We start from the raw sequence: 12,508 nt of genomic DNA on the forward strand, positions 1-12,508 counted from the left end.
CGGCGAAATTATTCATTGTTATAATGCCCCAAGATATCCTCAAACTTCCCGAACTCTCCCTGGTCTTGCTCATTGGTACTTCGGGGGCGGGCAAAAGTACGTTTGCGCACCGCTTGTTTCAGCCCACGGAAATTGTATCGTCGGACCGGTGCCGAGCGTTGGTGGCCGATGATGAGAACAACCAAGCGGCCACGCCGGATGCCTTTGCCCTGCTGCACTACCTGGTAGGGCTGCGCCTGAAGCGCGGCCTGCTGACGGTGGTAGACGCCACCAACGTGCAGCCCGAAGCCCGCAAAACCCTCGTGCAGCTGGCCCGCGACTACCACGTGCTCCCCACCGCCATCATTCTCGACGTGCCCGACCGCGTGGCTGAGGACCGCAACCGCCAGCGTGCCGAGCGCCAGCATCTGGGTCGCCATGTGGTGCCCCAGCAACGCCAGCAGCTGCGCCGCAGCCTCAAGACGCTCCGCCAGGAAGGCTTCCGCCACATCTACCACCTGCGCGGCCCCGAGGAAATTGACGCCGTGCAGGCCATCGTGCGCGACCCGCTCTACAACAATCGCAAGCAGGATACCGGCCCGTTCGACATCATCGGCGACGTGCACGGCTGCTACCACGAGCTGGTGCAGTTGCTCACGGAACTAGGCTATGTAGTAGAGGAAGAACTGGTGACGGATGCACGCGACTTAGGCGTGCGCGTAACGGCGCCGGCCGGCCGGCGCGCGCTGTTTTTGGGCGACTTGGTAGACCGGGGGCCGGCCTCGCCGCAGGTGCTGCGGCTGGTGATGGGCATGGTGAAGGACGACGTGGCGCTGTGTGTGCCTGGCAACCATGATATCAAGCTATTACGCTACCTCAACGGCAAAAACGTGAACGAAAACCACGGATTTGCCGAAACTGTGGCCCAATTGACTCCGGAATCGGATACATTTAAAGCGCAGGTACGGCAGTTTCTGGATGGGCTGGTGAGCCATTACGTACTGGACGGCGGCAAGCTGGTGGTGGCCCATGCCGGCATGCGCGAGGAAATGCAGGGTAGGGGCTCGGGGGCCGTGCGGGCCTTCGCGCTGTTTGGCGAAACTACCGGCGAAATCGACGAGTTTGGTTTGCCGGTGCGCTACAACTGGGCCGCCGAGTACCGCGGCCGCGCCATGGTGGTATACGGCCACACGCCCGTGCCCGCGCCCGAGTGGCTCAACAACACCATCGATATTGATACCGGCTGCGTATTCGGCGGCCACCTTACCGCCCTGCGCTACCCCGAGCGGGAGTTGGTGTCGGTACCAGCCCAGCAAGTGTACTGCGAGCCGGTGCGCCCACTGGGAGGTGTTGGCTCACCGCTGGGAGCTTCTTCCCAAACAGAATCCAACGAAGAGCTAGTAGTTAACAGCCAACAGCTAACAGCTCAACAGAAAAACGACGACCTGCTCGACATCCGTGATGTGACGGGCAAGCAGATCATCCAGACACGCTTGTTGCCTTCCGTCACGATTCGGGAGGAAAATGCGGTGGCGGCGCTGGAGGTGATGTCGCGCTTTGCCCTGAACCCGAAGTGGCTGCTGTACCTGCCGCCTACCATGTCGCCCACCGAAACCTCGGCGCTGCCCGATATGCTGGAGCACCCCGCCGAAGCCTTCGACTACTTCCGCCGCCAGGGCCTGGAGCGGGTGGTGTGCGAGGAAAAGCACATGGGCAGCCGCGTGGTGGTGGTGCTAGCGCGCAATGAGGATGCCGCCCGGCGCCGCTTTGGGGTGGTAGGCGAGGGACCCGGCAAGTGCTACACCCGCACCGGCCGCAACTTCTTCACCAACGAAGCCCTGGAAGAAGCCTTCCTCACACGCCTGCAGGAGGCTCTCACGGCCAGCGGCTTTTGGGAGCGGTTTCAGACCGATTGGGTGTGCCTGGATGCCGAACTGCTGCCGTGGTCAGCCAAAGCCCAGGAGCTAATTAAGACGCAGTACGCCGCTGTGGCCGCCGCCGCTACCGCCGCCCTGCCCCTGGCCGAAGCCGCCCTGGCGCAAGCCGCCGGCCGCGGCCTCGATGGGGTGGAAGCCCTACTGGCTCGCACCTCGGCCCGCCGCACCGCCGCCGACCACTACGCCGATGCCTACCGCCGCTACTGCTGGCCCGTGGAGAGCCTCGCCGACCTGCGCCTGGCGCCCTTCCACCTGCTCGCCACCGAGGGCCGCACCTACTTCGACAAAGACCACGCCTGGCACATGGAAACCCTACGCGCAATGTGCCTGGCCGATGAAAGCCTGCTCCGCGCCACGCCCTACCGCGTGGTGTACCTGCAGGATATCACCGACGTGGAAGCTGCTACCCAATGGTGGCTCGACCTCACGGCCAGCGGCGGCGAAGGCATGGTCGTAAAACCCTACGACTTCATTTCTACCACCAAAAAAGGCCTCATCCAACCCGCCCTCAAGTGTCGCGGCCGCGAGTACCTGCGCATCATCTACGGCCCCGACTACCTCCTGCCCGGCAATCTGGAACGCCTGCGCGAGCGAAACGTGAAGTCCAAGCGCAACCTCGCCCTGCGCGAATTCACCCTCGGCGTGGAAGGCTTGGAGCGTTTCGTGGCCGGCCAGCCGCTACGAGCAGTGCACCAGTGCGTATTCGGCGTGCTGGCGCTGGAAAGCGAGGCCGTGGACCCGCGGTTGTAGGTGGGTAGCGGCTACCCGCAAGATCCGCAGCAGAAAGCCCATCCCTTTACTCTTTTTTCTTTCTGGCTCATGCATGCCCGCATCCAAACTGCCCTCCGCCAGCTCGAAGCCACCCACCATATCCGCATCCTATACGCCAGCGAGTCGGGTAGCCGGGCCTGGGGTTTTCCCTCGCCCGATTCCGACTACGATGTGCGCTTCCTCTACAGCCACTCACCCGACTGGTACCTAACTCTCGACGCTGGCCCCGACACGCTCAACTTCCCCGTGGACGACGAGCTGGACCTGGCCGGTTGGGAACTGCGCAAGGCCCTGAAGCTGCTGCGCGGCGGCAACGCGGCCTTGTTCGAGTGGCTACAGTCGCCAGTGGTATACCGGGAGGCAGCCGGGTTCCGGGAGGCGCTGGGGTCGTTGCTGCCGGCGTTCTGGAACCCGCGGGCCGGGCTGAATCACTACCTGGGCCTGATGCGGCGCGGGGTAGAGGACGATCTAACGACCGAGCACGTACGCCTGAAACGCCTGTTCTACGCCCTGCGCTCCACGCTGGCCGCGAGCTGGATTCGGCAACGTCCCAATGAGGTGCCGCCGATGGAGTTTCGGCCGCTCCGCGAGCTACTACTAGCCACGCTGCACGACGTAGTAAACGAGCTGCTCACTCGCAAAGCCACTGCCGACGAAAAAACCACTGTGCCCCGTCCGGCGGCGTTGGTTGAGTATCTGCAAGCTGAGTACGAAGCTGCCCTGGCCGCCCGCGAAACCCTACCCGTCACTCGCTACCCTGACCCTACGGCGGCGCTAGACGCGCTGTTTCGGGCGTGGATGGCTGACGCGGGCACTATGTAGAGACGCGTATTCGCGTCTCGGCGTTAGAAGGACCAAATGGATCTACGGTAGAACCACGCCGCCGTTTCCCACCAGAATAGCCCGCTCTAGATTAAACAACATCAGCAACGACGAGACGTGAATACGTGTCACCCGTCCATGACTATTCCCGACCTGCGCCAGCGTGGCCTTATTCTCTTCGAAGCCATCAGTGGCAGCCGCGCCTACGGCACCCACCTGCCGCACTCCGACACCGACCTAAAAGGCGTGTTCATCCTACCCGAAACCGAGTTCTACGGTCTCGACTACGTGCCCCAGGTGGCCAACGATACCAACGACGAGGTGTTCTACGAGCTGCGGCGCTTCGTGGAGCTGCTGCTCAAAAACAACCCTACCATGTTAGAGCTGCTTGGTACCCCTGAAGACTGCGTGGTGTACCGGCACCCGCTGTTCGCGGCGTTTCGAGCCGAGGAGTTTCTATCGAAGCTATGCCGCCAGAGCTTTGCCGAGTATGCCGTGGCGCAGATTCGGAAGGCGAAGGGGCTGAACAAGAAAATCAACCACCCCGAGCCGCCTCAGCGCAAGTCGGTGCTGGATTTCTGTTACGTGACGGTAGGCGCGGGCGCGCAACCAGTAGCTACCTGGCTGGCACGGAGTGGGTATGTGGCCGCACAGTGCGGCCTGTCCAATGTGCCCCACCTCACCGACTTATACGCCCTGTTTGTGGACGACACGTCCGAACAGCTTCACCACTACCGCGGCCTGGTGCGCGACCCCGACACCTCGCAGGACGTACAACTTTCTACGGTGCCGAAAGGGGAGGTGCCGGCGACCTACCTCAGCTTCAACCGCAACGGCTACTCTACCTACTGCCGCGTGTACCGCGAGTACAAGGAGTGGGAGCAGAAGCGCAACCCCGAGCGCTACCAAAACACCGTGCAGCACGGCAAAAACTACGACGCCAAAAACATGCTGCACGTATTCCGGCTGCTACGCATGGCCGAGGAAATTGCCACTGAAAGCCGCCTACACGTCCGCCGCCCCGACCGGGACTTCCTGCTGCAAATCCGCCGCGGCGAGTTTGAGTACGAGCAACTGGTAACCGAAGCCGAAGCGTTGGTAGCGCGTGTAGAGGCTGCTTTTGTGGCCTCCTCATTACCCGAAATGCCCGACAAAGAAGCTGCCGAGCAACTGTTGGTACAAACGCGACGGGCATGGTATGCCGAACGGCAGCGTTTGGGGTAGAGACACCACATCTTGTGTTTCCACCTCATGCATACTTATATAATAAGGTAGGGCGCCCGGTGCGAGAGATGAACTGCTCGCGCCGCGCCCTACCTTATTAAAAAGCTGCGCCAACGATACGGTTAGAATCGACGGGCGCGCACCGTAGAGCGGAGCTTGTGGCTACGTTTCTTGTGGAAGAATTTCAGGCCCTTGCGGTTGCCTTTCCGGAACCCTCGGTATACTTTATAGCTTGGGCGGTGCGTATACACGCGGCCTTTTGCTTTGGCCCGGGCGTAGGGTGTGCCGGGATTAGTTGCCTCAGCAGGCTGAAGCCCAGTTAGTAAGAACAAGGCGAAAACGAGCAACAGAGCTTTGTACATGCGGGCAGAGAGTATGATGAGAGTAACAAAGAATAGAACTTTGATAAGGGTAGAAAATTGCGTGCCAGACTTATCTTATAAAAAATTGTAATTGATGTGGTGTGGAATTACAGGCAGTTAGGCATCGGAAAGTAGTACCCAAGCCTTCTGCCTATGTTCCGTTTGCTACGTATGCTCGCGCTGCTGCTTGCAGGCCTTTTTTCCTATCCTATATATGCGCAGCAGCACCTGCCGCGGGCCCGGCAGCACAGCTACCTCACCAAGGTGTTTCGGCTGACGGATGACCAGGCCGGTTACCTGTATCGCAGAGGGCTGCGGGCGGCGCGGCCCGAGTTCTTCACCCAGCCCGTCGATTCGTTTCCTACCGATAGCGTCCGTCGTCGTTGGTCGCCGCTGCCCGCGGGCTACTACCTGGTAGCCCACACCGAGGGGCCGCAGCTGGTGTACTGGCTGCGCTCCGTCACCGACCGCCAAGTGCTGACGGTAAACAACCAAGTGGACCTGACGCTACTCGTGCGCGACTCCCTGGGCAATCTGTTGCCCGATGCCCACGTGCAGCTCGGCGGCCGCGCGGTGCCCTACGATGCCGCCACGCGCAGCTTCCGGCTGGCGCGGGCGGGCAAGCCGGGGCTGGTAGCCGTTACCCACAGTGGGCGCACCACCTACCACGCCTTGGAGCTGGCCCCCGACTACCACTCCTATTCGCCTTCCGTGGGGCAGCGGCTGAAGCGTATCGGTAACCGGGTGGCCTTTGGTTTTCCGTTGGGTTACCTCACTGAGCCGGTGCGGCGGCTGGTGCGCGAGCTGCGCTATCCTGCCTCCGTATCAACCGGCCTGATTGGCCTGCTGCGCTCAGTGTTCAGCGAAGAGGTGCGTGAGCAGCGGCAGGAGCAGCGTGTGGCGCGGCGCCAAAACCGTTGGGTAAGCTACGTGGCATTCAGCCAGCCACGCTACCGTCCGCACGGCGATACGCTCCGCCTCAAGGCCCGTATTGTGCACCGCGTTACCGGCAGGCCCGCTGTGGGGCCACTCGCGCTGTGGCTGCGGGCCAGTGGCCGCGAGCGGCGCTTGCTGGTGGTGCAGCCGGTGCGGCCGGGCTCCTACCAAGCCGTGGTGCCGCTGGCCGATTCGCTGGGGCTGCGGGCCGATACCCGCGCGGAAATCTGGCTGGCCGACGAGCGCCGGGGTACGTTGGCCCAGGCGCAGTTTCGGGTAGAAGACTACGAGCTGGCTGCTACGCGCTACCAGCTGCGCCTGGCCGAAACCACCCACCGGCGCGGGGTAGGGCAAGCCATTTTTGTGCGCGGCACCGATGCCAATGAGCTGAACCTGCTCGATGCCCGCGTGCGCCTCAGCCTGACGCCCCAGGGCGCGCCCGGCGTTTTTATCGGGCGGCAGCTGTTTGTGCCCGATACGCTCTGGACGCACGCCCAGCCACTGGACGCCCACGGCGAAACCCGCCTCAACGTGCCCGCCACCGTGTTTCCGGCCGCCGATCTGGCCTACAGCGTGCAGGCTACGTTTCTAAATTCTAACAACGAGCGCCAGACGCGCACGGCCTCGGCCCACTACACCACCGACCCCGGCCAGCTCCGGCTACAGCTCCGCGCCGACTCTGTGGTAGCCGACTTCCAATGGCAGGACCAAGAGCGGCCGCATAGCGCGTGGCTAGAAGTGAGCGGCAACGAGGCGCTGAGCAACGGCACGCTGCTGCGGCAGCGCGTGCGGCTGCCCTACCGCCTGCCCCTCGACCCGCGCGCTACCGAGTACGAACTGACCGACTCAGCTGGGCGGCGGGCCGTGCTGACGCCGGATGACACCAACGCCGCGCTGGCCCTGCGCTCCGACCGTACCCCCGATTCGTTGTACCTCGCCCTCGACAACCCACGCCACCTGCCGGTCTGGTATTTTCTCTACCAGGGTAGCCGCCTGTGCTACCGGGGCTACGGCACCGAGTGGCAAATGGCCATCCGGACGACAGATGCCGGACCGTGGTTTGCCTCGGTGCACTATCTCTGGGGTGATGAGCTGCGGGCGCTGGAATACAGTATGCCGCTGATGCAGAAGCAACTACGCATTCATGCAGAACAGCCCGAGGTAGCCTACCCCGGCCAGCAGCTGCAACTGCGCTACACCGTGACCGACGCAGCCGGCCGACCCGTACCCCGCGCCGACCTCACGGCCTACGCCTATACCAGCAAGTTTGAGGCGCCGGCTGCGCCGGCGTTGCCTAGTTTCGAGCCGCGGCTGGTGGGTAGGGTAGCCCGGCGGCGCTTTGCCATTGGGGAAAGCTTCGAGAACTCGCCCGGCGAAGCGGGCAAGCAGCCCCTGCGTTGGGCCGACTGGCGCGGGCGCCTGGGCCTGGACTCGCTGCGTTTCTACCAATTTCTCTACCCCGAAACCGGCACGTTCTACGAGTACCAGCCGGCCCCCGGCGGCATCACGCAACTGGCGCCGTTCGTGGTCGACTCGGGGAGGGTGCAGCCGGTGGTGGCGGTGTATGTGGATGACGTGCCAGTGTATGTGCACGACGTCAACCAACGCGAGCCCTACGCCCTGGTGGCCGACAGTGGCCGGCATACGGTAGCCGTACGCACGGCTACCCACTTGGTCACGCTACCCGACGTGTACCTGCGGCCCCTGCACAAGCTCACACTCAGCATCGACCAAAACACAATCTGCGAAGAACTGCTGGTGGAAAAGCGGGGACTATTGAGCGAAGAAGAACAACGCACGTTGCAGCGCTATCTACTGCTGGTGGATGCCTACGTGCCCACCACGTTGCGGCAGGGCCAGCGCTTGCAGAGGGTAGGCCATACCAACCTAGGCAACATGGCCATAGCTGGCCCTTTCCGGCCCGATTCGGTGCTATTGCGTCGGACTGATGGGCTGCGGCGCAAGTTTCTATTAGAGCCATTCTACCGCTACCACTTCGAGCCTGGGCTGCTGAAAATGACCAGCATCACCCCCGATGCATTGGGCAGCCTGCGCGGCAGCGGCTTTGCGGGCGCCCTGCCGCTGGGCGACTTTGCGCTAACGGAAAGCGCCCTGCAAGCATCACCGGAAATAACCCGCTGGCGCCAGCGGTGGCCGTCGTTCGCGGAAGTCATGCTGGACTACGTAGCGCACACGCCGGTAGGGCAGGGGCGACTGGAAATCCGGCTGCCTGCCCCGAAACCCTACCCGGCGCCCCGGCTGCCGGAAGTGGCCTATGTGCTAGTAACGCAGCCCGGCAAGGCATCTTTTTCGCGGTTACTGCGCGGCGGAAGCTCCATTCATGCCTTGACGGCCGGTCGTTATCGGGTAGCTGTATTACTGGCCGATAGCACCTGTCTGGCTCCGCCTGCGGATATCGTTATCCGCCCCAACGGCACCACTTATCTACAACTGCAGACTGAAGACCGGCAGCCCTACGGTCCGGCCAGCCGGCGGGTGCTGGCGGCCGTGCGTGCGCACCAGATAGCGTGGCTGAAGGCTCACCGCGCTGCCACTGAGCCTGCACCGCGGCGGGAAATACGGGTGGCCGTGCCGGTGCAGTCGCAGCACGGTTGGCAGCTTGTGCGGGGCCGCGTCCTCGACCGCGAAACGGAGGAGGGCCTACCCGGCGTGACGGTACTAGTGAAGGGCACCAAGGTAGGAACCTCAACCTTGGCCGACGGCAGCTTTACGCTGTCGGTGCCGCCGGTGGGGGCTACGCTGGTGTTTTCGTCCATCGGCTACCAGACGCAGGAGCAGCGGCTGGCCGCGGGGCAGCAGGACATAACTGTAGCGCTGCAAGTCGACACGAAAGCCCTCAATGAAGTGGTAGTGGTAGGCTACGGGGTGCAGCGGCGACAAGAACTAACGGGTGCAGTCACCACCGTTAGCGCGTTGCAGGGGCGGGTGGCAGGCGTGAATATCGAAGGAACGGGTAGCGTCCGCATCCGAGGCGCGAGTACCGTGGCTGGAGATGCGGCGCCGTTGCTTATTGTGAACGGGGTGCCGTATGCGGGCCGGGTAGAAGACCTGAGCCCCGGCGATATTGCCTCCCTGCAAGTACTCAAGGGCGACCAAGCGGCGTTGTATGGTAGTCGGGCTGCCAAATCGGGTGTGATTATTATCGAAACCAAGCCCAATGCTCAGCTACCCAAAAGCCTGCGCGCTGCGGCCGCGGCCACGCTGGCGGCTACCAATACTCCTGGTCAGGACCCTGAGGCGGCGCTGCGCCGGCACTTCCGCGACTATGCGTGGTGGCGCCCTACCCTCGTCACCGATGCCCGCGGCCAAGCCACTACTACCATCACTCTACCCGACGACGTAACGGGCTGGGACACCTTCGTGCTGGGCTCCGACGACCACGGCCGCACGGGTAGCATCACCAGTAAGCTGCGCTCCTTCAAAGCCTTACTGGCCGAGCTGGCGGTGCCGCGCTTCTTGGTGGAAGGCGACCGGGTGCAGGTGCTGGGCAAAGTGCTGAACTACCTACCCGACACTGCGCAGGTGACCACCAGCTTCCAGGTGGGTAGCGAACCGGCGCGCACGCACCAGCACCGCGTAGCCACGGCCGTACTCGATACGCTCACCGTGACGGCGCCCCCGGCCGGCGACTCGCTGCGCCTGACGTTTCGCCTCACCCGAGCCAACGGCTACCAGGACGGCGAGCAGCGCACCGTGGCCGTAGTGCCCGCTGGTACTCGCGAACGGGTAGGCACCTTTGCCGTGCTCACGGCCCCCGATACCACGCTCACCTTCCGTCTCAACCCCGCGCTGGGTACCGCTACAGTACGGCTCGAAAGCGACCCGTTGCCGGTGGTGCTGCGCGAAATAGAGCACTTGCAGCAGTACGCCTACCTCTGCAACGAGCAAATGGCCTCCCGCTTAAAAGGTCTGCTCCTGCAGCAGCGCATTCTCACGTGGCAGGGCCAGCCCTTCCGCGCCGAGCGCAACGTCAACTACTTGATTCGCCGACTGCTGGAAGGGCGGCATCAGCCCGAGGGCCTTTGGGGGACCTGGCCGAAGTCTGAGGTGAGTGCCTGGGCTACCCTGCACGTGGTGGAAGCGCTGCTGGCGGCGCAGCAACAGAACTATACCGTGAAGTTGGACCGTGCCGCGCTACGTCAGTACTTGCTGAGGGCATTGGATGAAGAATTTGCCGCCGCCGATGCCCGTCGTGCCGCGGGTGCTGCCGCCTACACGGGCGGGTACTTCCGGACGCTACCCGACCGCCTGCGTCTGCTACAGTTGCTGCACCAGTTGGATGCTTCCGTCGACTACCGCACCTATCTCGACCGGCTGGCACGAGAGCCGCACACCGGCCGTCAGCCCCTCGACCAGTACCTGCTGCTAACCGAACTGCGGCAGCAACTACACTTGCCCTACCAGCTTGATTCGTTGCGGCGTTACCGGCTCGCTACCCAGCTCGGGGGCGTGTGGTACGCCGATACGCTGCGCACCAGCACCTACTACCGTTACGTACTCAACGACCGCATCGGCACGACGCTGCTGGCCTACCGGGTGCTGCGCGCCGAGGGCGGGCATGCGGCCGAACTGCAACGCATACGCACCTACCTGTTGCAGCAGCGTGGGGCTAGTGGCTATTTCGGCAGTACCTACGAAACGGCGCAGGTGCTGGAAACCATCGGTCCCGAGCTGCTGCCAACGGGCGCCGCGCCGCTGGCTGCCCAGGTGCAACTGCAAGGTGCCCTGAACCAAGAAGTGCGGCAGTTTCCGTTTGAAGTGCAGGTGCCGGCCGGTGCAGAGCCGCTAGTGCTGCGCAAGCAGGGGCTGCTACCCGTCTACGCCACTGCCTACCAAAGCTTCTGGAACGCCAAGCCCACCGCCACGGCTGCGCCCTTCACAGTGACCACTACGTTGGCCGGACAAGCCGGCAGCCGCATAGCGCTACGGGCCGGCCAGCCGGCCGAGCTGGTCGTAACCGTAGATGTGCGGGCCGAAGCCCGTTACGTACTGGTAGAAGTGCCCATTCCGGCCGGCTGCTCCTACGCGCCCGACAAGGCGCCCGGCAATAGCTTTGAGGTGCATCGCGAGTATCTGCGGCACCAAACGGGCATCTTCATCGACCGGCTGCCCGTTGGCAAGCACACCTTCCGGATAGCCTTGCAGCCCCGCTACCGGGGCCAATACACGCTGAATCCGGCTCGAGCCGAGCTGGTTTATTTCCCTACCCGCTTCGGCCGCTCGGCCAGCAAGCAAGCTGTTGTAGAATAAGTGCTTATTTCAACATTCATTTAAAAATGAAAAGCCTCCCGGGTGGATCGGGAGGCTTTTAGTCGTAAGGCGTGCCTGGCCAGGCCGGGGTGGGAGCAGCGGGCCGGCGACTTACGAGTGGACGACCGACCGGGTGGATTCTCGGACAATCAAGCGCGTGGGAATTTTAACGGTAGAGGGTGGGGCAGCTTTTTGTTTCTTCTCAATCAGTTCGATCAGGCGCTCTACGGCTATCTGCCCGATTTCCTGGGCCGGTTGTACTACAGTGCTAAGCGCCGGGTTCAGCAGGTCGGCGGCGTTGAGGTTGGTGAACCCAATCAGCGACACGTCGTCGGGAATGGCAATGCGGCGCTGGTGCAGCGATGCCAGACAGCCCAGCGCCAGCCGGTCGCTGGCCGTGAAAAACGCATCGGGCGGGGAGGGTAGGGCCAGTAGCTCATCCACCATGGGTCCGGTTTCATTCTGCCCAAAAGTACCGTAACGCACCAGCGTTTCGTCGTAGGGGATGCCGTACTGCTCCAGGGCGGCGCGGTAGCCTGCCAGGCGTTCCTTCGTGATGCTCAGCCATGGCGGAATGGTGAGGTGGGCAATGCGCTGCCGTCCGGCCTTGATTAGGTGCTCGGTCGCTGCGAAGGCCCCACCGAAGTTATCGGCCACAATGCGCGTGGTATCCAACTCGTGCGATACCCGGTCGAACTGCACAATGGGTAGGCCTTGCTCCTGTAAGGCCCGCAGGTGCGACACGTCGGAGGTTTCACTGGATAGCGAAATCAGTAGGCCGTCTACCTTGCGGTCCATGGCTTGCTGCATGTTGGCCGCTTCCCGCTCGTACGACTCCTGGCTCTGGAAGATAATAACGTGGTAGCCGCGGTTGTAGGCAATGGCCTCAATCCCGTTGATGGCTTGCGAAAAGAAGTAGTTGGCAATCTGCGGTACAATCACCCCAATGGCGCGGCTACGATTTTCTTTCAGGCTAAGCGCAATGGGGTTGGGGCGGTAGTTCAGTCGCTCGGCATACTCCAGCACCAACTCCTTTGTCTCCTGGTTTATCTCGTAGCTACCCCGCAACGCCCGCGAAACCGTGGAAGTGGAGATGTTCAGAGCGCGGGCGATATCCTTAATAGTGATGGTACTCAAAGCAGGTGGTACTTCTAAAATGCAATTTTGAAATGGGTAAAGAGTGGGTGGGAGAGTAGAGGGGCGGGA

General features: G+C 62.9%; 6 protein-coding genes. 4 read left to right on the plus strand and 2 right to left on the minus strand.

Going from position 1 to position 12,508, the window contains the following annotated elements; all coding sequences use genetic code 11:
* The first annotated feature begins 23 nt into the window (after nucleotides 1-23).
* From MUN82_RS05990 to MUN82_RS06000, 3 genes are all read left to right on the plus strand, one after another.
* Nucleotides 24-2,666 carry a polynucleotide kinase-phosphatase gene (locus tag MUN82_RS05990; protein WP_245095758.1) on the plus strand — a complete coding sequence of 881 codons (2,643 nt, stop codon included), beginning with the start codon at nucleotides 24-26 and terminating at the stop codon, nucleotides 2,664-2,666.
* Nucleotides 2,667-2,735: 69 nt separating this feature from the next.
* Entirely contained in the window at nucleotides 2,736-3,509 is a 774-nt protein-coding gene (locus tag MUN82_RS05995; RefSeq protein ID WP_245095759.1) for a nucleotidyltransferase domain-containing protein, read from the plus strand.
* A gap of 138 nt (nucleotides 3,510-3,647) precedes the next feature.
* Nucleotides 3,648-4,733: a DNA polymerase beta superfamily protein gene (locus tag MUN82_RS06000; RefSeq protein ID WP_245095762.1), complete on the plus strand. Its 1,086-nt coding sequence runs from the start codon at nucleotides 3,648-3,650 to the stop codon at nucleotides 4,731-4,733.
* Nucleotides 4,734-4,855: 122 nt separating this feature from the next.
* On the opposite strand, the gene MUN82_RS06005 is transcribed toward MUN82_RS06000, so the two are convergent.
* Nucleotides 4,856-5,095: a hypothetical protein gene (locus MUN82_RS06005; protein WP_245095764.1), complete on the minus strand. Its 240-nt coding sequence runs from the start codon at nucleotides 5,093-5,095 to the stop codon at nucleotides 4,856-4,858.
* Between the two features lie 153 nt (nucleotides 5,096-5,248).
* On the opposite strand from MUN82_RS06005, the gene MUN82_RS06010 reads away from it, so the two are divergent.
* On the plus strand, nucleotides 5,249-11,302 hold the full coding sequence (locus tag MUN82_RS06010) for a carboxypeptidase-like regulatory domain-containing protein (RefSeq protein WP_245095765.1): 6,054 nt from the start codon (nucleotides 5,249-5,251) through the stop codon (nucleotides 11,300-11,302).
* A 111-nt stretch (nucleotides 11,303-11,413) separates the two neighbouring features.
* Here the strand turns inward: MUN82_RS06010 and MUN82_RS06015 are convergent, their stop codons facing one another.
* On the minus strand, nucleotides 11,414-12,439 hold the full coding sequence (locus MUN82_RS06015) for a LacI family DNA-binding transcriptional regulator (protein ID WP_245095768.1): 1,026 nt from the start codon (nucleotides 12,437-12,439) through the stop codon (nucleotides 11,414-11,416).
* Between the last annotated feature and the right edge of the window lie 69 nt (nucleotides 12,440-12,508).

This window comes from Hymenobacter aerilatus, assembly GCF_022921095.1.
GTDB lineage: Bacteria > Bacteroidota > Bacteroidia > Cytophagales > Hymenobacteraceae > Hymenobacter > Hymenobacter aerilatus.